The following is a 25,651-nucleotide window of genomic DNA, read 5'->3' on the forward strand; positions in this document are numbered from 1 at the left end:
CCGGGAGCCAATCGTCAAAGGAACCGACGTTATGGGATTTTCAGGAAGCAGCCAGTATCTCGCCTCCGATGCATTGAAGATGGCGGTCAATGCCGCCATCACCCTCGAAAAACCGCTGCTAATCAAAGGGGAGCCGGGCACCGGCAAGACGGTGCTGGCGGAAGCGGTCGCCGACCATCTCGGCACCGATCTCATTGCCTGGCATATCAAGTCCACCACCAAGGCTCAACAGGGTCTCTACGAATATGATGCGGTGGCCCGGCTGCGGGACTCCCAGCTCGGCGACCCCAGAGTGGCCGATATCAGTCACTACATTCGTCAAGGCAAGTTGTGGCAGGCCTTCAACGCTGAGCAGCGACCTGTGCTGCTGATCGACGAGATCGACAAGGCCGACATCGAATTCCCCAACGATCTGCTGCTGGAGCTGGACCGGATGGAGTTCGACGTCTACGAGACCGGCGAGCGAGTCAAGGCGCGCCAGCGTCCGGTGGTCATCATCACCTCCAACAACGAAAAAGAGCTGCCGGATGCCTTCCTGCGCCGCTGTTTCTTCCACTACATCCGCTTCCCCGACAAGGCCGAGATGCAGGCCATCGTCAAACTCCACTACCCCGACCTCAAGGAGAGCCTGCTTGGCGAGGCGATGGATCTCTTCTTCGAGCTGCGCGAGGTAGAGGGGCTACGCAAGAAGCCCTCTACCTCGGAGCTGCTGGACTGGATCCGCCTGCTCTTGGCCGACGATATCGCCCCCGAGGCAATGCGTGCCCGCGAGCCGGGCAAGCTGGTGCCCGCACTATATGGCGCCCTGCTCAAGACCGAGCAGGATCTGCATCTATTCGAGAAGCTCGCCTTTCTGGCCCGGCGCGGCAGCTAATTTATGCTGATCGACTTTTTTACCCACTTGCGCCGCCACAAGCTCCCCTGCAGCCTGCGCGAGCTGCTGGACTTGCACGCCGCGCTGGCAGCCCGGCTGGTCGCTATCGATATGGACGAGTTCTACCAACTCTCCCGCTGCCTGCTGGTAAAAGACGAGGCCCACTACGATCGCTTCGATCGCGCCTTCGCCGAATACTACGAGGGGCTGGAAGCCATCCCCCTGCTGCCGGAGAGCCTGCCCGAGGAGTGGCTGCGCAAGGAGTTCGAGCGACTGTTGAGCCCAGAGGAGAAGGCGCTGCTCAAATCCCTCGGCGGACTCGACAAGCTGCTGGAAACCCTTAATCAGCGGCTGAACGAGCAGAAAGAGCGCCACGCCGGCGGCAACAAGTGGGTGGGAACAGGTGGCAGCAGCCCGTTTGGCCACGGCGGTTTTCACCCCGAGGGGGTGCGCATGGGTGGAGAGGGGCAGCACGGCAAGGCGGCCAAGGTGTGGGAGGCCCGTCACTATCGCAACTTCAGCGACGACTCACCGCTCGGCCAGCGTGCCATCCAGCTCGCGCTGCGCAAGCTCAGACGCTGGGTGCGCAAAGGCAATCCCGACGAGCTGGATCTCGACGACACCATAAAAAGTTCTGCCCGCCAGGGCTGGCTCGATGTAAAGCTGCGGCCCGAGCGCCACAACGGGGTGAAGCTGTTGGTTTTCTTCGATGTGGGGGGCTCCATGGATGCCCACGTGGCCGAGGTGCAGCGCCTCTTCTCTGCGTTGCGCCACGAGTTCAAGCATCTGGAGTACTTCTATTTTCACAACTGCCTCTACGACTTCGTCTGGAAGGATAACTCCCGCCGCGTTGAGGAGCGGTTCGATACCCTGCGGCTGCTGCGCACCTACGGCAGCGACTACAGGGTGATCCTTGTGGGGGATGCCACCATGGGCCCCTACGAGATCACTTGGCCGGGCGGCAGTGTCGAGCAGTGGAACGAGGAGTCGGGTCAGGTGTGGCTTACCCGCTTGCAGCAGCACTTTCCCAAACTGGTGTGGATCAATCCCACCCCGCGGCGGGAGTGGCTCTGGCATCCCTCCATCAAACTGATGAATGACGTGGTTGGCGGACGGATGCATCCGCTGACTCTCGCGGGTCTCGCTGCGGCGATCGACCAGCTGTAACCCTCTCTACCCTATAAACCGACAAGCCGGGAACGCACCCGGCGAGGAGCAAAGATGACCTCTATCGTGATCAGTGGCTCAGGCCTCTATACCCCACCCTTTGCCGTCAGCAATGAAGAGCTGGTGGCCGCCTTCAACCAGTATGTGGATCTCTACAACGAGGAGAACGCCTCCGCCATCGACGCCGGCCAGCTCCCCGCCAAGCAGCACTCCAGTTGCGAGTTCATCGAGAAGGCGTCCGGCATCAAGAGCCGTTATCTGGTGAGCCGCGAAGGGGTGCTCAACCCCGACATCATGCAGCCGCTGCTGGCGGAGCGGCCCGACGAGATGCCCTCCATCATGGTGGAGATGGCGGTGGCTGCCGCCGAGCAGGCACTGATCGCCGCCGGTCGCGAGCCGGGAGAGATCGATCTGGTCATCGTCGCCGCCTCCAACATGCCGCGCCCCTACCCGGCGCTGGCCATCGAGCTGCAGCATTATCTGGGGGCGAGCGGCATGGCCTTTGACATGAACGTGGCCTGCTCGTCCGCCACCTTCGGCATCAAGACAGCCGCCGACATGCTGGCGGCAGGCACCGCCAACGTGGCGCTGGTGGTTAATCCGGAGATCTGCTCGGGGCATCTCAATTTTCGCGATCGGGATAGTCACTTTATCTTCGGCGATGCCTGCACCGCGGTGCTGCTGGAGCGGGAGACCGATTGCAAGGCGGCCAATCCGTGGCAACTGGTAGCCAGCAAGCTGGTGACTCAATACTCCAACAACATCCGCAACAACTTCGGCTTTCTGAACCGGCTGAGCCCGCGTACCCGCTACAGCGACGACAAGCTGTTTCGCCAGCAGGGGCGCAAGGTGTTCAAGGAGGTATTGCCGCTGGTGTGCGACCAGATAGCCAACCAGCTCGACGAGCAGGGCTGGCCTGCCGAGAGCCTGAACCGGCTCTGGCTCCATCAGGCCAACCTCACCATGAACCAGTTCATCGGTCGCAAGCTGCTCGGTCACGATGCCAGCCAGCAGGAGGCGCCGGTCATTCTTGATAGCTATGGTAATACCAGCTCGGCGGGTTCCATCATCGCGTTTCATCTGTACAATCGCGACCTTCCTGCGGGGGCTCGCGGCGTACTGTGCTCCTTTGGCGCTGGCTACTCCATCGGTAGCCTGCTGCTGCGGCGCCTGTAATGGCGGGCCTCCCGCCGACATAACAATAACCAGCAACATGGGTGGGAATATGCAGAGGATCACGGGGCGCTGCGCCCTGCACTACGGGGTAACCCTGTCACTATTTTGTCTCTATGGCTGGCAGGTTTGCCCGTTTCTCGAGAGTCTCACCCTGCCCCAGTTGCTGGGGCCGACCCTGGTGACGTTCACCATCATGTTCGCCGTGCGCAATTTGCTGCTCTCAAGTCGGCCCTTGGCGCGCAACGGGCTGGATGGGTTTGGACTGGAGGTGGGTTTCTACCTGCTGGGGACACTGCTGCTCTCGAGCTACAACGCCCTGGCCCACAACTTCCCGCTGGAGAGTCACCTCAAGGTGCTGCTGGGGATGACCACCCTCGGCTTTCTGGTAGCGGCCGACCTGACTCTGGAGCGAGACTTGCATCGGGCCAGAGCACGGCAAGCCGAGCAGAGCCTGGCACTGAGCCACCCGCTGACCATGCCGCTGCCACGCAAGTTCACCCTCTTTACTCTGGCGACCCTCACCCTGCTGGGAGGCGTCTTCTTCTTGCTGTTCAACAAGGATCTGGAGTGGCTGGTGACGGTGGAGCGCAGCCTGCCGAGGGTCGATGCCCAGCACTACATCCTGTGGGAGATCGCCTTCGTAATGACGGTGACCTTCTGTTATCTCGCCCTCATCATCCACGGTTATGGTCGCAATCTCGGCCTATCCCTGCGCCAGCAGACCAGCACAATGGCCAGAGTACAGTGTGGTGACTTCGACGCCCGGGTGCCGGTCACCCGGGATGACGAGTTTGGCCTTATCGCCGCCAGCACCAATCAGATGATCGGTGAGCTGAAATCCCGCAGCGACGAGCTCAACCTGACCCGTGACGTGGCCATCCTTGGCCTCGCCTCGCTGGCGGAGACCCGGGACAACGAGACCGGCGCCCATATCATCCGCACCCAGCATTATGTGAAGGCGCTGGCGCAATACCTCAGTCGCAGTGATTGGGATCGCTATCCGCTCGATGACGCCACCATCGATCTGCTGTTCAAGTCGGCCCCGCTGCACGATGTGGGCAAGGTGGGCATTCCCGATGCCATCCTGCTCAAACCGGGCAAGCTGACCGACGAGGAGTTCGCCATCATGAAGCGCCACCCGCAGATCGGCGCCGATGCGCTGGCGAGCGCCGAGGCGCAGCTGGGCTCCAACTCCTTCTTGCGGCTGGCCCGGGAGATCTCCCTCACCCACCACGAAAAGTGGGATGGCAGCGGCTATCCGGCAGGGCTGGCGGGTGAGGATATTCCCCTCTCCGGGCGCTTGATGGCGGTAGCGGATGTCTACGATGCCCTCATCTCGAAACGGGTCTACAAACCTGCTTTCAGCCATGAAGAAGCGAAGGAGATCATCGTGAAGGGGAGCGGCAGCCATTTTGATCCCGGCATTGTCGCGGCGTTTCTCGCCTGCGAAGCGCAGTTCAGGGAGATTGCCGCGCAGTTTCAGGATCACCACTGAGCAAGTACATTCCGACCAGCTTGCCCTGATGGCTGACAGGGCAACCGGCGTCATAAATTGTACACAAACAGGTCTGACCATGGCCGATTCCGCGCCATGCTGACGGCATTTGCCAGGCCGCGCCCATATTGATATTTCCCTTTATTTACAGCTATTTTTTGTCATTTTGTGATCCGGATTCGTGCCAATGACGCAACCGGGATCACAAGATGGCAGGAAAAGGCCGCAATTTGCCCTCCGGCGCCAATGATGGCTTCCAATGAAAGCGAGGTTTGCTATCATCCGGAGACATTTTTCATCTGTCGCCGGCTACAAAAGAATACCCTCATGTACACACAGTTCTTCGGCCTCTCGGAACACCCGTTTTCCATCTCGCCCAATCCCAAGTACCTCTATATGAGCGAGCGCCACGGCGAAGCCCTTGCTCATCTCAACTATGGATTGCAGGATGGCGGCGGCTTTGTGCTGCTGACCGGCGAAGTGGGCACTGGCAAAACCACCGTCTCCCGCTGCCTGCTGCAACAGCTCCCCGCCGAGACCGAGATCGCCTATATCCTCAACCCCTCTCTGACCGAACGGGATCTGCTGGCCGCCATCTGTGACGAGTTTCAACTCCCCTATCCCGAAGATGCCGGGATCAAGCGGCTGTTCGACCTTATTCGCGATCACCTGCTGGCCAACCTGGCGGCAGGCAAGCGCAGCGTGGTACTGGTGGATGAGGCGCAGCACCTGCTGCCCGGCGTACTGGAGCAGTTGCGTCTGCTCACCAACCTCGAAACCGACGAACGAAAACTGCTGCAAGTGGTGCTGATCGGCCAGCCCGAACTGCAACAGATGTTGCGCCAACCCCTGCTGCGCCAGCTGGCCCAACGCATTACCGCCCGCTATCACCTGCTGCCGCTCTCTCACAGCGATGTGGATGCCTACGTCCGCTTCCGGCTGCAAGTTGCAGGCTGCGTACAACCCATCTTTACCCCGCGCGCCATCAAGACGCTCCATCGCCTGAGTGGCGGCATCCCTCGTTTCATCAACCTCATCTGCGACCGCGCCCTGATCGCCGCTTTCGCCCGTGGCAGCTACAAGATTGTCCACAGCGATATCAGCCAGGCCGCCTTCGAGGTCAATGGCGTTCGGGACGAAGGAAGCTGGGCCTCCGGTCTGATGGTGACGCTGGCGGGCGCCCTGCTGGTGGCCGCAGGCTGGTGGGGTTGGCAATTTTTCGGCGTGTTCCCTACCCGTCCGGTAGTCAAGGTCGAGGTGCCGGTCACCATCGACGAGACCGCCGAGCAGCAGGAGCAGCTGACCGAGGCAATCAATCAGGCCATCGACCCCGACAGCGCCATGCAGAATCTCTATCGGGTCTGGGGTTATGAACCGGAACCGTTCGAGGCAACCTGCGATAACGCCCCCCGTGCCGGTCTGCGCTGTCAGGAGGGCGAGGCGAGCCTTGACGAGCTGCGCGCCCTGCAGTACCCAGCCATGATCACACTCACTGACCAGACTGGCGGCCTCTACTACGCGACCCTGGTCAATCTGGGGCCGAACAAGGCCAGTCTGATGATCGGTGACCAAAGCTGGCAGGTGGATCGCCAGTGGCTCAGCGACAACTGGGGCGGCAGCTACACCCTGCTCTGGCGCATGCCGAAAGGGGGCGTCAGCCTGATCGCCAGCAATGCCGGTCAGACCCAGATCCAGTGGCTCGACAATGCCCTCAGCCGTGCGTTGCAACAACCCGAACGCAAGGTGCGCCGTTTCGATGGCGAGCTCAAAGACAAACTGCAGCAGTTCCAGCGGGATCAAGGACTCACCCCTGACGGCATCGCTGGCAGCAACACCCTGCTGCGTCTCAACGCCCTCTCCGGTGAACCCATGCCCAGACTGGAGGAGGCCTCCTGATGTCTACCCTGCTCAAGGCGCTGCGCCGTGCGCAGCAACCGCAACTCTCCGCCCATATTCCGGCCATGGGCTTGCCCATGCCCCGGGAAGAGGAGCGCAGCCCACGCCGCATCGGCTGGCTGCTGGCTCCCCTGGCCTTGCTGCTGGGGGCGGGCGCCAACTATGGCTGGCATCTGCTCCACCTGCGCCCCATCGAGGAGAAGGTGGAGGTGAAAGAGGTGATCACTCCACCCTTCGTGCGGGTCGAACCCAAGGCGATGGTGACCCGTCCGCTGCCCCCGCCCCTGCCGGAGCCGGTGGCCCAACCCAGAGCAGTAGCCAAAAACGAAGGAACCAGTCAGGGGAATACCCCCGCGCTGAGTCTGGCCGAGCAGCTGATGAAAGCCCTCAATGAAACCCCATTGCAGGAGACGCCACACCCCACCGGCCAGAACAACGTGCAACCGGCCCAGTTGATGGCGCTGGGCTCGGCACCCCAATCGGTGCGCCAGCAGGTACCGCAATTGAGCTATGGCTCTCATGTGTTCTCCTCCAACCCCGCCAAGCGGGCCGTGGTGCTCAATGGCCGGGAATACCGGGAGGGGAGCGAAATCGCCCCGGGAGTCGTGCTCGCCACCATCGACCAGCAATACATAGTGCTGCAGGTCGCCGGACAGAGCGTGACCCTCAAGGCGCTGCAGGATTGGCGAGGATGAGTACACACCGTACCCTGATGTTTGCTGGCAAGCAGGATGCACCTCACCTGAGTGCCACTTTTGTGAGCATTCAAAGGTTTACGGTGTGATGAAATATCCATTTTTACGGTTTGGCGCGCCCCGACCCGTTGTGTCACAGCCACCGGCCGTACACAATACGCAGCCGCCCCAGAGCCTGGAATTTGTTGATTAATATGACGCTACGATTCAGGGATGACATCTTGACCATGCTACTGGCCCAGTGCCGGCGGCTTCCCATGACCAGAGTCACCCAGGTGGCCTTTCTGGCGCTGCTGATCATGCTGGCCCAGCAGAGCGCCGCCCTCACCTGGCGTCTGCTCACCTTGGCAAGCCCGCAAACCAGCCAACCGTGGCAACCCTCCGCCGTAGCGGTCAACGGCCAGAGCAACCCGCGCCTTGAACTGGGCGAGGTAAGCCGACTGGCGCTGTTTGGCAAGGCGATCCCCAAGGCGCAAGCCAAAGCCGCCGTGGCCGCCAATGCGCCGCGTACCCAGCTCAATGCCCAGCTCAACGGGGTGCTGGCCAGCTCGGATCCCGCCAAATCCATCGCCATCATCGCCATGTCCGGCATCCAGAACTCCTACGGGGTCGGTGACATGATTGACGGCACCCAGGCGCGGATCCGGCAGGTCTATCCGGATCGGGTGATCATCGAGCGGGATGGCCGCGACGAGACCCTGATGCTGGATGGCGAGGAGTATGGCAAGCCGCTGCCGCAGACCAACGCCGCCCCCCTTGGCTCCCTGCGCAGCGAGCTGATGGCCGATCCGGGCAAGATCACCGATTACCTCAATATTTCACCGGTTCAGGTGGATGGCCGCATGACCGGCTATCGCCTCAATCCGGGCAGCAATCCTGAGTTTTTCAACCAGAGCGGGCTGCAGGCCAATGACCTGGCCATCAGCATCAACGGGCTGGATTTACGGGACAACATGCAAGCCATGCAGGCGATGCAGCAGATGGCTGGCGCAACGGAAATGACAGTGACCGTCGAGCGACAGGGCGAACAGTTCGACATCTATGTGCGCTTGTCAGAATAATGATTTGGAGTCGTACCAATAATGACCACTAAAGGGAAAAGCTGGCGTCTGGCCACTATCGCAGCGGCACTGATGATGGCGGGCTCAGCCTGGGCCACCGAATACTCTGCCAGTTTCAAGAACGCCGACATTGAAGAGTTCATCAATACGGTGGGCAAGAACCTCAATAAAACCATCATCATAGAGCCCTCGGTGCGCGGCAAGATCAACGTGCGCAGCTACGACCTGCTCAATGAGGAGCAGTACTACCAGTTCTTCCTGAGCGTGCTCGACGTCTACGGCTTTGCCGTGGTGCCGATGGACAACGGGGTGCTCAAGGTGCTGCGCTCGCGGGATGCCAAGACCTCCGCCATTCCGGTGGTGGATGGCAGCAACCCGGGCTCCGGCGACGAGATGGTGACTAGAGTAGTGCCGGTGCGCAACGTCTCGGTCCGTGAACTGGCGCCACTGCTGCGCCAGCTCAACGACAACGCCGGTGGTGGCAACGTGGTGCACTACGAGCCCTCCAACGTGCTGCTGATCACCGGCCGCGCCGCCGTGGTCAACCGTCTGGTGGAGGTGGTGAACCGGGTCGACCGCGCAGGCGATCAGGATGTGGACATCATCAAGCTCAAGTTCGCCTCGGCGGGTGAAATGGTGCGGCTGGTAACCAATCTCAACAAGGATGGTAACCCACAGGGCGGCACCGCTTCCCTGTTGCTCTCCCCCAAGGTGGTGGCCGACGAGCGCACCAACTCTGTGGTGGTGAGTGGTGAGCCGAAAGCGCGCGCCCGCATCATCCAGATGGTGCGCCAGCTCGACCGCGACCTGCAGAGCCAGGGCAACACCCGGGTCTTCTACCTCAAATATGGCAAGGCCAAAGACATGGTCGAGGTGCTCAAGGGCGTCAGCTCCAGCATCGAGGCCGACAAGAAGGGCGGCGGCGCAACCACAGGTGGCGCCAGCATCGGCGGTGGCAAGTTGGCCATCTCCGCCGACGAGACCACCAATGCGCTGGTCATCACCGCCCAGCCGGACGTGATGTCCGAACTGGAGCAGGTGGTGGCCAAGCTCGATATCCGCCGCGCCCAGGTGCTGGTGGAGGCGATCATCGTCGAGATGCAGGATGGCGACGGCCTCACCCTTGGCGTCCAGTGGGGCAATGCCAACGGCGGTGGCACCCAGTTCACCAACTCAGGTCTGCCCCTCGGCAGCGCCATCGCGGCGGGCAAGGATTACCAGAATGGCAAGACCGACACCGCTGCCGGTCTGCTGAAAGAGTTCAACGGTATGGCCGCCGGTTTCTATCACGGCGACTGGGCCATGCTGGCCACGGCGCTGGCCTCCAATACCAAGAACGATATTCTCTCCACCCCGAGTATCGTCACCATGGACAACAAGGAGGCCTCCTTCAACGTCGGTCAGGAGGTCCCGGTCCAGAGCGGTTCGCAAAGCTCTACCACCAGCGATCAGGTGTTCAACACCATTGAGCGCAAGACGGTGGGCACCAAGCTGGTGGTAACCCCGCAGATCAACGAGGGGGATTCGGTGCTGCTCAATATCGAGCAGGAGGTCTCCAGCGTCGCCCAGACCCAGGCGACCGGTACTGCCAACCTTGGCCCCACCTTCGATACCCGTACCGTCAAGAACGCAGTGTTGGTCAAAAGCGGCGAAACCGTGGTGCTGGGCGGTTTGATGAATGAGGAGACCAAGGAGCAGGTCTCCAAGGTGCCCTTGCTGGGCGATATCCCGGTGCTGGGCTATCTGTTCCGCTCCACCTCCAACACCACCTCCAAGCGCAACCTGATGGTCTTTATCCGGCCGACCATCTTGCGCGATGCGGACGTCTATACCGGTGTCTCCAGCAACAAGTACTCCCTGTTCCGCGCCGAACAGCTGGATGCGGCTGCCCAGGAGGGCTATCTCACCTCGCCCAAACGTCAGGTATTGCCTGCCTATGGCCAGGATGTGATGGTGTCGCCCGAGCTGCAAAAAGAGATCCAGAAGCAGATCAACGAGATGCGGAGCAGACAGCAGAACACTGTCGAGACCACCACCCCGTTTGTGCAGAGTAAGCCCTGATGAGTGCCTACCATCTGGATGGAAGCGCCGGGCCTGCGCCACTGCCCGAGCTCCCCTTTGTCTTTGCCCGCAATTTCGGGGTGATCCTGATTGAGCGGGAGGGGGCACCTGTATTGCAGTGCCGCCCAGGCGTCACTCCGCAGGCCTTGCTGGAAGTGCGGCGGGTCGCGGGTTGCAGCTTCGCGGTGGAGCAGCTCGACAACGAGGCCTTCGAAGAGCTGCTGATGGCTCACTACCAGCGCGACTCCTCCGAGGCGCGCCAGCTGATGGAAGATCTCGGCAACGAGATGGACTTCTTCGCCCTGGCCGAAGAGCTGCCCCAGAGCGAAGACCTGCTGGACGCCGACGACGACGCCCCCATCATTCGTCTCATCAACGCCATGCTGAGCGAGGCGATCAAGGAGGAGGCCTCCGATATCCATATCGAGACCTTCGAGCGGGCACTGGTCATTCGTTTTCGCATCGACGGGGTGCTGCGGGAGATCCTTCGCCCCCATCGCAAGCTGGCATCACTGCTGGTCTCGCGGATCAAGGTGATGTCGCGGATGGATATCGCCGAGAAGCGGGTGCCGCAGGATGGCCGTATCTCGTTGCGTATCGGCGGCCGCGCCGTCGACGTGCGGGTCTCCACCATGCCGTCCAGCTACGGCGAGCGGGTGGTACTGCGTCTGCTCGACAAGAACAACGTGCGCCTCGAGCTCAAGCAGCTGGGGATGACCGCGGCCAACCGCACCATCATCAGCGAGCTCATTCGCAAGCCCCACGGCATTATTCTGGTCACCGGCCCGACCGGTTCCGGTAAATCCACCACCCTCTATGCGGCGCTGTCTGAAATCAACTCGCGGGACCGCAACATCCTGACGGTGGAAGACCCCATCGAATATGACCTCGAAGGGGTGGGCCAGACCCAGGTCAATACCAAGGTGGACATGACCTTCGCCCGCGGCCTGCGCGCCATCCTGCGCCAAGACCCGGATGTGGTGATGGTGGGGGAAATTCGAGATCTGGAAACCGCCCAGATTGCGGTGCAGGCGTCACTGACCGGTCACCTGGTGATGTCGACCCTGCACACCAACACCGCCATCGGCGCCATCACCCGGATGCGGGACATGGGGATCGAGCCCTTCCTGCTCTCCTCGTCGCTCTTGGCGGTGCTGGCCCAGCGGCTGGTGCGCACCCTCTGCCCCGATTGCCGCGCCCCGCGCCCCATCACCGAGCAGGAGCGCCTCGCCATGGGCATCGAGCTGGCTCCCGATCAGCAGGTGTGGCGCCCGGTCGGCTGCGAGCTGTGCAACCACACCGGCTACCGTGGCCGGACCGGTATCCACGAGCTGGTGGTGATCGATGAAGCGGTGCGTGAAGCCATTCACAGTGCCAGCGGCGAGCTCGCCATCGAGCGGCTGATCCGCGGCCACACCCCCAGCATCCGCCGTGACGGCATCGACAAGGTCCTCAAGGGGCAGACCAGCCTCGAAGAGGTACTGCGCGTGACCCGGGAAGATTGAGATGGCGGCATTCGAATACAAGGCCCTCGACAACAAGGGGCGCAGCAAGAGCGGCGTGATGGAGGGGGATTCCGCCCGTCAGGTACGCCAGTTGCTGCGCGAGCAGGGGCTCACCCCCCTCGAGGTAAACGAGACCACCGAGAAGGCAAAACGGGAAGCGACCCGCTTCGCCCTGTTTCGGCGCGGTGCCAGCACTGCCGAGCTGGCCCTGATCACTCGCCAGCTGGCCACCCTAGTCGGTGCCGGTCTCACCATCGAAGAGGCGCTCAAGGCGGTGGCCGAGCAGTGTGAAAAAGCCCACTTGCGCTCTCTGGTGGCGACCGTGCGCAGCAAGGTGGTGGAAGGTTATTCGCTGGCCGACTCGCTGGGGGCTTTTCCACATGTGTTCGACCAGCTGTTTCGCTCCATGGTGGCGGCCGGTGAAAAATCGGGCCATCTGGAGAAGGTGCTCAACCGCCTCGCCGACTACACCGAACAACGCCAGCACATGCGCACCAAGCTGCTGCAGGCGATGATCTACCCCATCGTGCTCACCTGTGTCGCCATCGGGGTTATCTCGATCCTGCTCACCGCCGTGGTACCCAAGGTGGTGGCCCAGTTTGAACACATGGGCCAGCAGTTGCCGGGCACCACCCGCTTTCTCATCGGTACCAGCGAGCTGATGCAGGCCTACGGCCTCTGGTTCCTGCTGCTGATCTTCCTTGGCAGCTTTGTCTGGCGCTGGTGGCTCACCGATGAAAAACGCCGCCGGCGCTGGCATCAGGTGTTGCTCGGCCTGCCGGTGATTGGCCGGGTCAGTCGCGGTCTCAACACCGCCCGCTTCGCCCGCACGTTAAGCATCCTCAACGCCAGTGCGGTGCCGCTGCTGGAGGGGATGAAGATCTCCGGCGAAGTGCTCTCCAACGACTTTGCCAGAATGCGCATTCTCGAGGCCGCCGAACGGGTGCGCGAGGGGACCAGTCTGCGCAAGTCGCTGACCGAGACCAAGATTTTCCCGCCCATGATGCTGCACATGATCGCCTCCGGCGAGCAGAGCGGCGAGCTCGACAGCATGCTGGAGCGGGCTGCAGACAACCAGGATCGGGAGTTTGAATCCCAGGTCAATATCGCCCTCGGGGTGTTCGAACCCATGCTGGTGGTCTCCATGGCCGGGGTGGTGCTGTTTATCGTGATGTCGATCCTGCAGCCGATCCTCGAGCTCAACAATATGGTGAATATGTAAGTTTCCGGTGTTCGGTGGCGCCGCTGGCGGCCCGTCGAACCCACCCAGTGATCACTCTCTGATGGGCCATCCCATCTCATTCGTTACGGAGCAACTCATGAACAAACGTCGTCAATCCGGTTTTACCCTGCTGGAAGTCATGGTGGTCATCGTGATCCTCGGCATTCTGGCCAGTCTGGTGGTGCCCAACCTGATGGGCAACAAGGAGAAGGCTGACCAGCAGAAAGCGGTCTCCGATATCGTGGCGCTGGAAAACGCCCTCGACATGTACAAGCTGGACAACAACCGCTACCCGACCACAGAACAGGGTCTGGATGCGCTGGTGACCAAGCCTTCCATCGATCCGGCGCCGCGCAGCTACCGCGATGGCGGCTACATCAAGCGCCTGCCGCAAGATCCCTGGGGCAACCCGTACCAGCTGCTGAGCCCGGGCCAGTACGGCAAGATCGACATCTTCTCCATGGGTCTGGATGGTGAAGCCGGTACCGATGACGACATCGGCAACTGGAACCTGAAGGATTTCCAATAAGTGATGTGCCGCCAGCGCATTCACTCCGCCTTGCTGGAGCAGCCTGAATGAAGGCTGCGCCATCTGCTCGTCGCCAATCCGGCTTTACCCTGCTGGAAGTGTTGCTGGTCGCCATGCTGATGGGGCTGGTGGCCACCGCCGTCACCCTCAGCATGGGTGGCGCAAAAGGTGACAGGGAGATCGACAAGCAGGCGCGCCGCCTGATGGCAACCCTGCAGCTGGCGCAGGAGTATGCGGTGATGGATGGTCGGCTGGTGGGTATTCGCATCGAGGATAACGGCTGGCAGTTTATGCAGCGTCAGGCCAAAGATCGCAAGTGGCTGGCCCTGACTGGCGACAAGCAACTGGGGCCGGTGCAACTGGCCGAGAACATGACGCTGGCGCTGGAGCTGGAAGGCTTTGGCTGGCAGCCGGATCCCGATGAGAAAACCGAACAGAAGCGCGACGAGAAGGAGCGTACTCCTCAGTTGCTCATCTTCCCGGGCGGCGAGCTGAGCCCGTTCGTGCTCACCTTCACCCAGCAAGATGACGATGCCCGCTACACCCGCATCGTCAAGGGGGACGAGTTCGGCCGCCTCACCCTGCTCACCGGCGATGAAGATGAAGAGGTGAGCGAATGAACGCCCGCGGCATGACGTTGTTTGAGAAAGGTGTGATGGTGGCGCTACTTCTGTGCCAACCACACCCTCAACAGGTGGCACGATGAACGCGCGTGGCATGACCTTACTCGAAGTGATGGTGGCGCTGGCGGTCTTTGCCATAGCGGGTCTCGCGGTAATGAAAACCGCCAGCGAACACCTCTCGGCCCTCAACTATCTGGAACAGAAGACATTCGCCACCTGGGTGGTAGAGAACCAGCTGGTGCAACAGAAGCTCGAGAACAAGTGGCCTGGTGACAGCTGGGTGGAAGGGGATGAGCAGATGGCGGGCAGCACCTGGTACTGGCGCTATCGCGGCGTCGCCACCGCCGACAACAACTTCCGGGCGCTCGATATGGAAGTGCGTACCGAGGCCAAAGCCGAGAACCCGGTCGCCATGATGCGGACCTATATCAGCCGATGACCCAGCTATCCGCCCGCACGCCTCGCCCCGTCCGTCACGCCGGTTTTACCCTGCTCGAAATGCTGGTGGCCATCGCCATCTTCGCCACTCTCAGCATGGGCGCCTATCAGGTGCTGCAGGGGGTGCTCACCAGCGACGAGGTAGCCAAGCGCAAGGAGGCCCGTCTCAACGAATTGCAGCTCGCCTTCACCCTGCTGGAGCGGGATGTCACCCAGATGGTGCCGCGCAGCGGTCGCATCGAGGGGGAGAATAACAAGGTGCTGCTGGCGGCTTCCCGCTTCGGCCAGCAGAGCGATGACTGGGGCATGGCCTTTATGCGCAGCGGCTGGCTCAACCCGGACGGCATGCTGCCCCGCTCCCATCTGCAGCGGGTCGGTTGGCGGCTCAAGGATCAGAAGCTGGAGCGCCTCAGCTACCTCTATCCGGATCCGGTGATCGGCACCGAGCCACGCACCCAGCCGCTTCTGACCGGCGTCACCGCGTTTCGCCTCTACTTCTACGACAAGGGGAGCTGGAAGGAGGAGTGGACCCAGCGCAGCGTGCTCCCCTACGGGCTCGCGGTCGAGCTGGATCTGGAGGATTACGGCACCATTCGCCGGCAATTTCTGATTGGCGCCGGCGGCCAGCGCGCCGAAGAGAACAGCCAGAGCAGCAATCCCAATCCGGGCGGCGACAGCAATAACGGCAACAACAGCGGCAACGGCAATAACAGTGGTAACAACAGCAATGGCGGCAACCAGAACGGGGGGAGCACCAATGCGAGCTAACCCTGTACGCCCCGGTCGCCAGAGCGGCATGGCCCTGCTGGTGGTGCTGCTGATCCTCTCGGTGATGGTGATCATCGCCAGCAACATGAGCGGCCGTCTGCAGCTCGAACTGCGCCGCACCAGCAATGTCACCGCTGGCAAACAAGCCTGGTGGTATGCCCTCTCGGCGGAGGCGCTGGTGAGCAAGGTACTGGCGCAGGATTTCAAGGATGATCCCGAGGTGGTAAACCTCGGCCAGAACTGGGCCCGCAAGAATACTGTGTTTCCGGTCGATGATGGCCAGCTCAAGGGCGAGGTGACCGACCTGCAATCCTGCTTCAACCTCAACAGCCTGAGCGTGGCCTCCAAGGCGGGGAGCGGCGAGGAGCTGGCGCAGCAGCCCTATCCGGTGCAAGTGTTTCGCGAACTGCTCAAACAGCTGGCGATGGATGATTACGAGGCAGCCCAGCTCACCGATGCCATCCGTGACTGGACCGACAAGGATACGGTGCTGGTATCCAGCCTTGGCGCAGAGGACGCCTATTACGAGGGGCTCAAGCCACCCTATCTGACCGCCAACCAGTGGATGCTGGGCAAGGACGAGCTGAGGGCGGTGCGCGGGGTGACGGCCAGGGTCTATGCCAAACTGGCCCCCTATGTCTGCACCCTGCCCAGCGACAAGTTGAAGATCAATATCAATACCCTTGCCCCCCAGCGCCCCGAGCTGCTGGTCGCCCTCTATCTGGGCACTATCGGGCTGGATGACGCCAAGCGGGTGCTGAACGAGCGGCCACAGAAGGGGTGGAAAGAGAGCAAGCTGATGACAGACATGCTCGCTCCGGTCGATTCGGTGAAAGGGCTGAAAGAGGTGCTGGTGGTCAAGAGCGACTTCTTCGAAGCCCGAGTCGTGGCAGAGGTCGGCGATAACCGGGCCTGGCTCGAAACCCTGTTCCAGCGGGGCAAGGACAATAAACTGGTGATGCTGCGCCGCCTCAGTAGCGGCGCCGAATAAACAGCGCACCTGCAGGCCATCGCCCGCGGGTACGAGAGATGTTGGATGCAGCCTGCGGGCTGCGCACTGGTTGCCAGGGCGCACAACGCCATTTGCAAACCGGTATCGCAGGAGAGAGATGCGTGAGCGAAAGTCTGGTCATCCGACTGGGGACCAATAAACAACAACCCGTGGCCTGGCTGGTCTGGTCCGGTCAGGAGCAGGAGATCATCGCCTCCGGCACCCTGCCCTCGGCAGATGCCCTGAGCGAGCTGCAGGATCGGGCCGGTGGCCGCCCAGTGGTCACGCTAGTGCCGGGCAGCGATCTGATCTTCCGGCGCGTCACCCTGCCGGGTCGCTACAACCGCCAGTCGGCAGCGGCCCTCCCCTACCTGCTGGAGGAGCAGATCGCCTCCGATGTGGACGAGCTCCATCTGGTGGTGCTGGCCCATGAGGGCCAGCAGGTGGATCTGATGGCGGTGGATCGGCAGAAGATGGCCCAGTGGCTCGGCTGGCTCGATGCCGCTGGCCTCAAGAGCCTGCAACTGCTGCCCGATGTGCTGGCGCTGCCACAGGCCGCTGATGGCTGGTCTGCGCTGCAACTCGGCAATGAGTGGCTGGTACGTCAGGGCCCCTGTCTGGGGATCGTCGCCGACGAGCCGCTGCTGGCCATCTTGCTGGCGACTGAAGCGGAGCCGGTCACCATCCACAGCCACACACCGGTGCCCGCCATTGCCGCCGCCAACTGGCAGACGGCGGAGCCCGAACTCCCCATGCTGCTGCTGGCCAAGGGGGCCCTCACCTGCCGCGCCAACCTGCTGACCGGCCCCTATCGACCGCAGACCGAATATGCCCGCTACTGGTTGCAGTGGCGCAAGGTGGCAATCACCGCAGGCTTGTTGCTGCTGGTGGCCCTCGGCCAGCGCGGGGTGCAGCTCTATCAGCTCACCGAGCAGGACAAGGCGCTGAAAGCGGAGATCCGCGCCGTCTATACCCGTATCTTCCCGGGTGAGAGCCGCATCGTGAACGTGCGCAGCCAGATGACCCAGCATCTGCAACAGATGGGACAAGCCCCGCAAAACGGCGTACTGCTGATGCTCACCGAGCTGGCCCCCACCTTTGCCGAAGTACCCGGCCTCAAGCCGCAGGTGATGCGCTTTGATGCCAGTCGCCGCGAGCTGAGGCTGCAGGTGACCGCTCCCGGCTTTGCCGAGATCGAGCGGTTCCGCGAGCTGGCTGGCAAGCAATTCGAGGTACAGCAAGGCGAGGTGCGCAGCACCGAGGGCAAGGTAGAGGGCGCACTGGTGCTCAAGGGTAAATCATCATGATGGAAAAATTGCAGAGCTGGTGGCACGGCATCACAGCACGGGAACAGCGGCTGGTGGTCGTAGGCGGCGTTCTGCTGCTGGTTGGTCTCTTCTACTGGAGCGTCTGGCAGCCCATCGCCAACCGCATCGCGGAACGGGAGCGGCAGGTGCAGAACCAGCAGCAGACCCTCGCCTGGCTCAAGGAGAAGGGTGAAGAGGTGCTGGCCATGCAGGGGGGCTCGGGTCGCCAGATCGATACCAGCGGCACCCTGGAAGGGGTGGTCAACCGCACCGCCTTCAACCACAAGATCAAGATTGCCCGGCTGCAACCCCAGGCGCAGGAGCTGCAAGTGTGGATCGACACTGTCCAGTTCGATGACTTGCTGCTCTGGCTCTCCACGCTGGTGGAGCAGCACGGCATTCAGGTTCAAATCATCGAGATCGCCCGCGAGGATCTGGCCCCGGGTCTGGTCAAGGTCAGACGTTTGCAGTTGAGTCGTCCACAATGAAAAAACGCATCCTGATTGCCAGTCTGTTTCTGGCAGCCTATCTGGTCTTTCTGCTGGCCACCCTGCCTGCAGCGCTGGTGGCTCGCCATCTGCCGCTGCCTGCCAACATTGCCAACCTGCTGAAACTGGAAGGGGTGAGCGGCACCCTCTGGAGTGGCCAGATTGCCCGACTGCAATATGCCAGCGAATCGGTGAACCAGTTGCGCTGGGATCTCAACGGCTGGTCGCTGCTGCGCTTCGCCCCCGAAGTGGCCATACGTTTTGGCGATCGCAACGGGCTGAACGGTCAGGGCATTGTCGGCTGGAATGGCGCCGCCTTCGGCCGGGACCTGACCCTCAACGCCCCCGCCCCCTGGTTGCTGAGCCGGGTGCCGATGCGCCTGCCGATCCCGCTCACCGTCAGCGGCCAGCTGCAGCTCAAAGTGGAGCAATTTGCCCAAGGCAACCCCTGGTGTGACAACCTCTACGGCAACCTCGACTGGTACAATGCCAGTGCCGATACCCCGGCGGGCAAGCTGGATCTGGCCGACCCCGAGCTGAAGCTCACTTGCCTCGACTCCAGACTGGTGGCCGAACTCAAGCAGGGCTCCGATGCGGTGCAGACCATGGGTCGCCTCGAGCTGCAACCCAATGGCCAATACCTGTTCCAGGGCACCCTGAAACCGGGCCCGGAACTGCCACCGCAGATGCAGCAAGGGCTCCCTTTCCTCGGCCAGCCCGACAGTCAGGGCCGCTTCCCCCTGCGCTATCAGGGGCGGATCTAACCCCTATCCCGCTGACCCCGGAGCCACTCCGGGGTCAGCTTGTTTATCCCTTTGTGCCTTCTCCTCTCACTGCACTGACCCCCTCAGCCCTTACTCATTTAACTCTGACGTACCGCCACGTCCCCTGTAAGAGTGTCTGATCCCCCCTCTCTTTCAACCCGCGCTGTGCAGCAACAACCAGCCTCACTCGTCAATCCACTTGCCGCAAATGGTCAATGAGCGCACACCTTGCTCAAAAAGCGGCAACTCGCCCTAGCCAAATTAAATATCAATAAGATTGCATCATTTGATAAATGTGAGCTGTCACCCGTTATTGATCTTTTTCAGCCACATTACAGCCACCCACAAAAGCATAAAAATAACTAGCTGAAAAATAACGATTAAAAAAGAAAATCATCCTCTTCACGCCCCATTCAATCTCATTTCCTTTGTGCAAACCCATCAGAAATGTGAGCAACGGCAAAACAACAGGTCAACCAGAGACTATTGATAAAAACATCGAAATACCAGATGGAACCCATAGACCGATACAATGAAGTCAATTTGAGATGATTGATGTGTCTTGATAACACAACAGGCAACCATCTCGACCGATCTGTTCATTTGGTTTTCAAACGTTGAGGGAAGGGTTATGGAAAAGAAGCGTATTTACCTGTTTTGCTCTGCCGGGATGTCCACTTCACTGCTGGTTTCAAAGATGAAGGCGCAGGCGGAAAAATATGATGTGCCGGTGCTGATCGATGCCTATCCGGAGACCCTGGCTGGCGAAAAGGGACAGGATGCCGATCTGGTGCTGCTGGGCCCGCAAATCGCCTACATGCTGCCGGAGATCCAGCAGCAACTGCCGGGCAAGCCGGTCGAGGTGATCGACACCCTGCTCTACGGCAAGGTCGATGGCCTCGGCGTACTGAAGGCGGCGGTAGCCTCCATCAAGAAGAGCCTCGCGCAGTAAGGAGACCCCTGTGAGCAACATCATCGCATCGTTGGAGAAGGTCATACTGCCCATAGCAGTCAAGCTGGGCAAACAACCTCATGTCAACGCCATCAAGAACGGTTTTATCAAGCTGATGCCCCTGACGCTGGTCGGGGCCATGTTCGTTCTCATCAACAACGTCTTTCTGAGCTTTGGCGAAGGCTCCTTCTTCTACTCCATCGGTGTGCGGCTCGATCCTGCCACCATCGCCACCCTAGACGGCCTCAAAAGCATCGGTGGCAACGTCTATAACGGCACTCTGGGGATCATGTCCCTGATGGCCCCCTTCTTTATCGGTCTGGCGCTGGCCGAAGAGCGCAAGAGCGATCCCCTGGCATCGGGCCTGCTCTCGGTAGCGGCCTTTATGACCGTCACGCCGTTCAGCGTGGGCGACGCCTATGCGGTGGGCGCCAACTGGCTGGGCGGAGCCAACATCATCTCCGGCATGCTGATCGGTATCGTCGTGGCCGAAATGTTCGCCTTTATCGTCCGTCGCAACTGGGTGATCACCCTGCCTGACAGCGTGCCGGCCTCGGTCTCCCGCTCGTTCTCCGCGCTCATTCCAGGCTTTATCATCCTCTCCATCATGGGGGTCATCTCCTATCTGCTGAACGATGCGGGCACCAACTTCCACCAGCTGATCATGGACAGCATCGCCAAGCCGCTGTCCAATATGAGCGGTCTGGTCGGCTGGGTCTATGTGGTGTTCTCCTCCTTCCTCTGGTTCTTCGGGGTACACGGCATGCTGGCGCTCACCGCGCTGGAATCCGGCATTCTGTTCCCCTTCGCCCTGGAAAACGTCGCCCTCTACAACCAGTACGGCTCGGTTGAAGCGGCGCTGGAGGCAGGCAAACAGTTCCACTTCTGGGCCAAACCGATCACCGACTCCTTCGTCTTCCTCGGCGGCACCGGTGCCACCCTTGGCCTTATCCTGGCCATCTTTATGGTCTCCCGTCGCGATGACTACCGTCAGGTTGCCAAGCTGGGTCTGCCCTCCGGCCTGTTCCAGATCAACGAGCCCATCCTGTTCGGCTTGCCGGTCATCATGAACCCCATCCTGCTGGTGCCCTTCATTCTGGTGCACCCGGTACTGATGGGGATCACCATGGCGGCCTACTACGCCGGGATCATCCCGCCCATCACCAACATAGCGCCATGGACCATGCCGACCGGCCTGGGTGCCTTCTTCAACACCAACGGCAGCGTGGCAGCCTTCTGTCTGGCGATATTCAACCTGGGTGTCGCGACCATGATGTATATCCCCTTCGTGCTGATTGCCAACAAAGCGCAGAACGTCATCGATGAAGAAGAGGAGAGCGAAGAGGATATCGCTCTGGCTCTGAAGTTCTGATAACAGCCATTCCAATGACAGCAAGGGAGGAGCAAAACTCCTCCCCTAACAGCCTGGAGAAGTAACCCATGCAGTATCGTTTTCCGGATAACTTCTGGTGGGGCAGCGCCAGCTCGGCCCCGCAGATGGAAGGCGCCGCCAACCGCGGCGGCAAATCCGCCAATATCTTTGACTACTGGTTCTCCATCGAACCGCAGCGTTTCCACAACGGGGTCGGCCCGACCGACACTTCCACCTTCTATGACAACTTCGAGAGCGACATCAAGCTGCTCAAGCAGCTGGGGCACAACAGTTTTCGCACCTCCATCTCTTGGTCACGGCTGATCCCGGACGGGGTGGGCGAAATCAACCAGGAGGCGGTCAGCTTCTACAACGCCGTCTTTGACCGGCTGCTGGCCGAGGGGATCACCCCGCTTATCAACCTCTACCACTTCGACATGCCGATGTGCATGCAGGAGCGTGGCGGCTGGGAGAGCCGGGAAGTGGTGGCCGCCTATGTGCGCTACGCCACCCGCTGCTTCGACCTGTTTGGCGGTCGCATCAAGCACTGGTTCACCTTCAACGAGCCGATTGTGCCGGTCGAGTGCGGCTACCTTGGCCACTACCACTACCCCTGTGTGGTCGATTTTGGTAGGTCGGCCACCGTCGCCTACCACACCGCGCTGGCCCATGCCGGTGCCGTGCAGGCCTATCGCGCCTGCCAGCATGATGGCGAGATCGGCATCATCCTCAACCTGAGCCCGACCTATCCCCGCTCGCAGGATCCGGCAGATCTCGCCGCCTCCCGCATCGCGGATCTGCTGCTCAACAAAAGCTTCCTCGATCCTGCCCTGAAGGGGAGCTACGCCCCCGAGCTGGTCGCGCTGCTAGAGCAGTACGACTTGCTGCCGCAGATCGAAGAGGGTGACAAGGCGCTGCTCGCCGCCGGCAAGGTGGATATCCTCGGCATCAACTATTACCAGCCGCGCCGGGTCAAGGCCAAAGAGGTGGCGTGGCAGGGTGTACCGCGCACGCCGGAAGATCTGTTCGACTACTACGAGATGCCGGGCCGCAAGATGAACCCCCACCGCGGCTGGGAGATTTACGAAAAAGGGATCTACGACATCCTCACCGACCTGCGAGTCAACTACGGCAACCTGCCCTGCTACATCTCGGAAAACGGCATGGGGGTCGAAGGGGAAGAGCGCTTTATCGGTCCCGAGGGACGGGTGGAGGATGACTACCGCATCCAGTTCATTCGCGAGCACCTCCAGTGGCTGCATCGCGCACTGGAAGAGGGCAGCGCCTGTCGCGGCTATCACCTGTGGACCTTTATCGACAACTGGTCGTGGCTCAACGCCTACAAGAACCGTTACGGCTTCGTCCGCCTCGATCTGGAGAGCCAGCAGCGCACCATCAAGAAGAGCGGCTACTGGTTTGCCGAGGTAGCGCGCAACCATGGTTTTAATTAACGGTTTCAATTAACGCATTTACGCAAGGAACGACACATGTTCGATCTGGACAACATCACTGAAGAGGCCACCACCAGCAACGATCTGGAAGAGGTGGTAATGGGGCTTATCATCAACTCCGGGCAGGCCCGCAGTCTCGCCTATACCGCGCTGAAAAAGGCCAAGGAGGGGGACTTGGCTGCCGCTCACCAGCTGATGGCACAATCCCGCGAGGCGCTCAATGCCGCCCATCTGGTGCAGACCCAGCTGATCGAGGACGATCAGGGGGAAGGCAAGATCCCGGTCACCCTGGTGCTGGTCCATGCCCAGGATCACCTGATGACCTCCATGCTGGCCCGTGAGCTGATCAGCGAGCTGATCGAGCTGCACGAAAAGCTGCAGAACCAATAACCTCCGGACGGGGCGAGAGGCCCCGTCATCGGCCCGCAGATCAGGAAGCGACTCATGAGCGTTAAAACAATCCGGGAAACCGAACTGTTTAACAACAAACCGTTCCACATGTTCATCTACAACAAACAGGTGAGCGGAACCGGTTTGCACCAGCACGACTACTACGAGTTCACCCTGGTACTGACCGGTCGTTACTATCAGGAGGTCAACGGCAAGCGGGTGCTGCTGGAGCGGGGGGACGTGGTGTTTATCCCACTCGGCTCCCGCCATCAAAGCTTCTACGAGTTCGGCACCACCCGCATCTTCAACGTCGGGATCACTCGTACCTATTTTGACGAGCACTTCAAATACCTGCTGCCGGAACACTTCGTCGCCTCACAGGCCTATCCGCTCAAGAGCGAGTTCCTCAGCTACATCGAGTCGGTGCTGGTCTCACCGGGGTTTAGGGAAGAGGCGCTGACCGAATTTCTCGAAGTGGTGACCTACGCGGTGATGAACCGGCTGCGTCACTACAAGGACACCTCCGCCAGCGATGATCTTCCACTCTGGCTCCATGAAACCGTGGAGCGGATGCACGATCGCCCCCTCTTTGCCGAGGATGCGCTGGCCAACATGGTCTCCCTCTGTGGCAAGAGCCAGGAGTATCTGACCCGGGCCACCCGGCGTTACTACAACAAGACGCCGATGCAGATCATCAACGAGATCCGGATCAACTACGCCAAGATGCAGCTGGAGGTGACCAACAACTCGGTGGCCGATATCGCCTTCGAGACCGGCTACAACGACGTCAGCCTCTTTATCAAAAACTTCAAAAAGCTCACCTCGTTTACCCCGGGCAGTTACCGCAAATATCTCTATCCGAAATTCGAAAGTTCAGCCTGAGACCAGCGAGTTGCTGACCTAAACAACCCGGTTCAAGAGAACCAATCCATTGTCACCAGCCCCTGCCACAGGCGGCTGCGGCCCCTCTCACCCTGATGACTGAGCGGCCACCATCAAACCTAGAAAGATCGATAAAGAGGGATTTATGAGCGAGAAGATCAAGGTAGTCACCATAGGCGGCGGCAGCAGCTACACCCCCGAGCTGGTCGATGGTTTCATCAAGCGCTATGCCGAGCTGCCCATCAGCGAGCTGTGGCTGGTGGATATTCCCGCTGGCGAAGAGAAACTGAACATCATCTTCGACCTGTGCCAACGGATGATCCGCCAGGCAGGCATCCCCATGACCCTGCACAAAACCCTGGATCGCCGCGAGGCACTAGTGGGTGCCAACTTCGTCACCACCCAGCTTCGCGTCGGCCAGTTGCAGGCGCGGGAGAAGGATGAGCGCATCCCGCTCAGTCACGGCATGCTGGGGCAGGAGACCAACGGCGCAGGCGGCCTGTTCAAGGGGCTGCGCACCATACCGGTCATCTTCGACATCATCCGCGACGTCGAAGCGCTTTGCCCGGATGCCTGGCTGATTAACTTCACCAATCCGGCCGGCATGGTGACCGAAGCGGTGCGCCGTCATACCAACTTCCGCCGCTTTATCGGGGTGTGCAACATTCCGGTCGGCATGCAGATGTTTGTGCGCGATGCCCTCCAGCTCACCGAGCATGATCACCTCTCCATGGATTTGTTCGGCCTCAATCATCTGGTCTTTATCGGCGATGTGCTGGTCAACGGCGAATCCCGCTTTGACGAGCTGCTGGAAGGGGTCGCCGATGGCAGCCTGACCCGCGCCAGCTCGGTCAAAAACATCTTCGACTTGCCGTTCGACCCCGGTTTTATCCGCGGCTTGCGCCTGCTCCCCTGCTCCTACCTGCGTTACTACTTCAAGGAGAAAGAGATGCTGGGGATCGAGATGGGCGAGTTCTACAAGGGCGGTGCCCGAGCTCAGGTGGTGCAGCAGGTCGAGAAGAAGCTGTTCGAGCTCTACCAGAACCCCGAGCTGTGCGAAAAGCCCAAGGAGCTGGAGCTGCGTGGCGGCGCCTACTACTCCGATGCGGCCTGCGAGGTGATCAGCGCCATCTACAACGACAAGCAGAGCGAGCACTACGTCATCGTGCCCCATCAGGGCCATGTCACCAATATCCCGGCCGACTGGACGGTAGAGATGAGCTGCCTGATCGGCCGTGATGGCGCCATCCCCCACCCGCGCCTCACCCGCTTTGACGACAAGGTGAACGGGCTGGTGCACCTCATCAAGAGCTTCGAGATAGCCGCCGCCAAGGCTGCCATCAGTGGCGACTTCGATGACCTGCTGCTGGCGATGAACCTCAACCCGCTGATCCACTCCGACAACGATGCCCGCATCGTCGCCCGCGAGCTGCTGCTGGCCCACCGCGAACACCTGCCCAACTTCGCCGCCGCCATCGACGCCCTCGCCTGAGGCCAGCACGCCCCGCCCGAACTGGCGGGGCGCTTAACCGCAAGGGAATCCT

General features: G+C 61.0%; 23 protein-coding genes and 1 pseudogene. All 24 read left to right on the forward strand.

The features are described from left to right. Positions 1–31: 31 nt before the first annotated feature. The 24 genes and pseudogenes from G5137_RS04175 to G5137_RS04290 all read left to right on the forward strand — a co-directional run bounded on the left by G5137_RS04175 (position 32) and on the right by G5137_RS04290 (position 25,599). Positions 32–874: an AAA family ATPase gene (locus G5137_RS04175; protein WP_421254979.1), complete on the forward strand. Its 843-nt coding sequence runs from the start codon at positions 32–34 to the stop codon at positions 872–874. 3 nt (positions 875–877) lie between these two features. Further along, positions 878–2,041, forward strand: a complete 1,164-nt coding sequence (locus G5137_RS04180; RefSeq protein ID WP_421254980.1) for a vWA domain-containing protein — start codon at positions 878–880, stop codon at positions 2,039–2,041. 54 nt (positions 2,042–2,095) lie between these two features. Then, positions 2,096–3,217 (forward strand): beta-ketoacyl-ACP synthase III, encoded by a 1,122-nt coding sequence (locus G5137_RS04185; RefSeq protein ID WP_206900249.1) that lies wholly within the window; start codon positions 2,096–2,098, stop codon positions 3,215–3,217. Between the two features lie 49 nt (positions 3,218–3,266). Then, positions 3,267–4,712, forward strand: coding sequence for an HD domain-containing phosphohydrolase (locus G5137_RS04190; RefSeq protein WP_421254981.1), 1,446 nt, complete (start codon positions 3,267–3,269; stop codon positions 4,710–4,712). A gap of 327 nt (positions 4,713–5,039) precedes the next feature. Further along, the gene (locus tag G5137_RS04195; protein ID WP_421254982.1) at positions 5,040–6,608 is read left to right on the forward strand and encodes an ExeA family protein; all 1,569 of its coding nucleotides are present in this window, start codon (positions 5,040–5,042) and stop codon (positions 6,606–6,608) included. Then, positions 6,608–7,303: a GspB family T2SS assembly factor variant ExeB gene (gene exeB / locus G5137_RS04200; RefSeq protein WP_346196432.1), complete on the forward strand. Its 696-nt coding sequence runs from the start codon at positions 6,608–6,610 to the stop codon at positions 7,301–7,303. The genes G5137_RS04195 and exeB overlap by 1 nt, the downstream gene beginning before the upstream one ends. Before the next feature lie 227 nt (positions 7,304–7,530). Then, positions 7,531–8,364: a GspC family type II secretion system variant ExeC gene (gene exeC / locus G5137_RS04205; RefSeq protein ID WP_005359021.1), complete on the forward strand. Its 834-nt coding sequence runs from the start codon at positions 7,531–7,533 to the stop codon at positions 8,362–8,364. Between the two features lie 21 nt (positions 8,365–8,385). Continuing rightward, positions 8,386–10,425: a GspD family T2SS secretin variant ExeD gene (gene exeD / locus G5137_RS04210; RefSeq protein WP_040065842.1), complete on the forward strand. Its 2,040-nt coding sequence runs from the start codon at positions 8,386–8,388 to the stop codon at positions 10,423–10,425. Next, positions 10,425–11,930, forward strand: a complete 1,506-nt coding sequence (gene exeE / locus G5137_RS04215; protein WP_075115638.1) for a GspE family T2SS ATPase variant ExeE — start codon at positions 10,425–10,427, stop codon at positions 11,928–11,930. The genes exeD and exeE overlap by 1 nt, the downstream gene beginning before the upstream one ends. Position 11,931: 1 nt before the next feature. Continuing rightward, positions 11,932–13,152 (forward strand): GspF family T2SS innner membrane protein variant ExeF, encoded by a 1,221-nt coding sequence (exeF, locus tag G5137_RS04220; protein ID WP_005338296.1) that lies wholly within the window; start codon positions 11,932–11,934, stop codon positions 13,150–13,152. Between the two features lie 97 nt (positions 13,153–13,249). After that, positions 13,250–13,681: a GspG family T2SS major pseudopilin variant ExeG gene (gene exeG, locus G5137_RS04225; protein ID WP_421205431.1), complete on the forward strand. Its 432-nt coding sequence runs from the start codon at positions 13,250–13,252 to the stop codon at positions 13,679–13,681. Between the two features lie 47 nt (positions 13,682–13,728). Further along, a complete protein-coding gene (gene exeH, locus G5137_RS04230; protein ID WP_421205433.1) occupies positions 13,729–14,301 on the forward strand; it encodes a GspH family T2SS minor pseudopilin variant ExeH in 573 nt (190 codons plus the stop codon). Between the two features lie 82 nt (positions 14,302–14,383). After that, positions 14,384–14,743 (forward strand): GspI family T2SS minor pseudopilin variant ExeI, encoded by a 360-nt coding sequence (gene exeI / locus G5137_RS04235; protein WP_201938365.1) that lies wholly within the window; start codon positions 14,384–14,386, stop codon positions 14,741–14,743. Beyond that, a pseudogene (gene gspJ, locus G5137_RS04240) lies at positions 14,740–15,387 on the forward strand (type II secretion system minor pseudopilin GspJ); the annotation flags it as partial. The gene exeI and the pseudogene gspJ, both read left to right, overlap by 4 nt. Positions 15,388–15,499: 112 nt before the next feature. Continuing rightward, positions 15,500–16,501 (forward strand): GspK family T2SS minor pseudopilin variant ExeK, encoded by a 1,002-nt coding sequence (gene exeK, locus G5137_RS04245; RefSeq protein WP_421205436.1) that lies wholly within the window; start codon positions 15,500–15,502, stop codon positions 16,499–16,501. 122 nt (positions 16,502–16,623) lie between these two features. Next, a complete protein-coding gene (exeL, locus tag G5137_RS04250) occupies positions 16,624–17,808 on the forward strand; it encodes a GspL family type II secretion system protein ExeL (RefSeq protein WP_421254983.1) in 1,185 nt (394 codons plus the stop codon). Beyond that, complete coding sequence (gene exeM, locus G5137_RS04255) at positions 17,805–18,296, forward strand: GspM family type II secretion system protein ExeM (RefSeq protein WP_216953154.1); 492 nt, start codon at positions 17,805–17,807, stop codon at positions 18,294–18,296. Before exeL ends, exeM begins: the two co-directional genes overlap by 4 nt. After that, complete coding sequence (exeN, locus tag G5137_RS04260; RefSeq protein WP_421254984.1) at positions 18,293–19,060, forward strand: GspN family type II secretion system protein ExeN; 768 nt, start codon at positions 18,293–18,295, stop codon at positions 19,058–19,060. The genes exeM and exeN overlap by 4 nt, the downstream gene beginning before the upstream one ends. A 631-nt stretch (positions 19,061–19,691) precedes the next feature. Next, positions 19,692–20,012, forward strand: coding sequence for a PTS sugar transporter subunit IIB (locus G5137_RS04265; RefSeq protein ID WP_005350034.1), 321 nt, complete (start codon positions 19,692–19,694; stop codon positions 20,010–20,012). 10 nt (positions 20,013–20,022) lie between these two features. Beyond that, complete coding sequence (gene chbC / locus G5137_RS04270; protein WP_421254985.1) at positions 20,023–21,384, forward strand: PTS N,N'-diacetylchitobiose transporter subunit IIC; 1,362 nt, start codon at positions 20,023–20,025, stop codon at positions 21,382–21,384. A gap of 68 nt (positions 21,385–21,452) precedes the next feature. Beyond that, entirely contained in the window at positions 21,453–22,835 is a 1,383-nt protein-coding gene (locus tag G5137_RS04275) for a glycoside hydrolase family 1 protein (protein ID WP_421254986.1), read from the forward strand. Between the two features lie 36 nt (positions 22,836–22,871). After that, positions 22,872–23,225: a PTS N,N'-diacetylchitobiose transporter subunit IIA gene (gene chbA, locus G5137_RS04280; protein ID WP_005350025.1), complete on the forward strand. Its 354-nt coding sequence runs from the start codon at positions 22,872–22,874 to the stop codon at positions 23,223–23,225. A 54-nt stretch (positions 23,226–23,279) separates the two neighbouring features. After that, positions 23,280–24,107 carry a transcriptional regulator ChbR gene (gene chbR, locus G5137_RS04285; RefSeq protein ID WP_069554568.1) on the forward strand — a complete coding sequence of 276 codons (828 nt, stop codon included), beginning with the start codon at positions 23,280–23,282 and terminating at the stop codon, positions 24,105–24,107. A gap of 145 nt (positions 24,108–24,252) precedes the next feature. After that, a complete protein-coding gene (locus tag G5137_RS04290; RefSeq protein WP_421254987.1) occupies positions 24,253–25,599 on the forward strand; it encodes a 6-phospho-beta-glucosidase in 1,347 nt (448 codons plus the stop codon). Positions 25,600–25,651 lie beyond the last annotated feature (52 nt).

The organism is Aeromonas sp. 600282, from assembly GCF_049175755.1.
GTDB lineage: Bacteria > Pseudomonadota > Gammaproteobacteria > Enterobacterales > Aeromonadaceae > Aeromonas > Aeromonas veronii_A.

What these genes read in the sequence shown, in the direction of transcription:
- G5137_RS04275 (WP_421254986.1), top strand. Translation starts at nt 21,453, where the DNA reads ATGCAGTATCGTTTTCCGGATAACTTCTGGTGGGGCAGCGCCAGCTCG.
- G5137_RS04175 (WP_421254979.1), top strand. Translation starts at nt 32, where the DNA reads ATGGGATTTTCAGGAAGCAGCCAGTATCTCGCCTCCGATGCATTGAAG.
- G5137_RS04180 (WP_421254980.1), top strand. Translation starts at nt 878, where the DNA reads ATGCTGATCGACTTTTTTACCCACTTGCGCCGCCACAAGCTCCCCTGC.
- exeH (WP_421205433.1), top strand. Translation starts at nt 13,729, where the DNA reads ATGAAGGCTGCGCCATCTGCTCGTCGCCAATCCGGCTTTACCCTGCTG.
- chbR (WP_069554568.1), top strand. Translation starts at nt 23,280, where the DNA reads ATGAGCGTTAAAACAATCCGGGAAACCGAACTGTTTAACAACAAACCG.
- G5137_RS04190 (WP_421254981.1), top strand. Translation starts at nt 3,267, where the DNA reads ATGCAGAGGATCACGGGGCGCTGCGCCCTGCACTACGGGGTAACCCTG.
- chbA (WP_005350025.1), top strand. Translation starts at nt 22,872, where the DNA reads ATGTTCGATCTGGACAACATCACTGAAGAGGCCACCACCAGCAACGAT.
- G5137_RS04195 (WP_421254982.1), top strand. Translation starts at nt 5,040, where the DNA reads ATGTACACACAGTTCTTCGGCCTCTCGGAACACCCGTTTTCCATCTCG.
- exeK (WP_421205436.1), top strand. Translation starts at nt 15,500, where the DNA reads ATGCGAGCTAACCCTGTACGCCCCGGTCGCCAGAGCGGCATGGCCCTG.
- exeC (WP_005359021.1), top strand. Translation starts at nt 7,531, where the DNA reads ATGCTACTGGCCCAGTGCCGGCGGCTTCCCATGACCAGAGTCACCCAG.
- exeN (WP_421254984.1), top strand. Translation starts at nt 18,293, where the DNA reads ATGAAAAAACGCATCCTGATTGCCAGTCTGTTTCTGGCAGCCTATCTG.
- exeI (WP_201938365.1), top strand. Translation starts at nt 14,384, where the DNA reads ATGAACGCGCGTGGCATGACCTTACTCGAAGTGATGGTGGCGCTGGCG.
- exeM (WP_216953154.1), top strand. Translation starts at nt 17,805, where the DNA reads ATGATGGAAAAATTGCAGAGCTGGTGGCACGGCATCACAGCACGGGAA.
- exeD (WP_040065842.1), top strand. Translation starts at nt 8,386, where the DNA reads ATGACCACTAAAGGGAAAAGCTGGCGTCTGGCCACTATCGCAGCGGCA.
- exeE (WP_075115638.1), top strand. Translation starts at nt 10,425, where the DNA reads ATGAGTGCCTACCATCTGGATGGAAGCGCCGGGCCTGCGCCACTGCCC.
- exeG (WP_421205431.1), top strand. Translation starts at nt 13,250, where the DNA reads ATGAACAAACGTCGTCAATCCGGTTTTACCCTGCTGGAAGTCATGGTG.
- G5137_RS04265 (WP_005350034.1), top strand. Translation starts at nt 19,692, where the DNA reads ATGGAAAAGAAGCGTATTTACCTGTTTTGCTCTGCCGGGATGTCCACT.
- G5137_RS04290 (WP_421254987.1), top strand. Translation starts at nt 24,253, where the DNA reads ATGAGCGAGAAGATCAAGGTAGTCACCATAGGCGGCGGCAGCAGCTAC.
- exeF (WP_005338296.1), top strand. Translation starts at nt 11,932, where the DNA reads ATGGCGGCATTCGAATACAAGGCCCTCGACAACAAGGGGCGCAGCAAG.
- exeB (WP_346196432.1), top strand. Translation starts at nt 6,608, where the DNA reads ATGTCTACCCTGCTCAAGGCGCTGCGCCGTGCGCAGCAACCGCAACTC.
- G5137_RS04185 (WP_206900249.1), top strand. Translation starts at nt 2,096, where the DNA reads ATGACCTCTATCGTGATCAGTGGCTCAGGCCTCTATACCCCACCCTTT.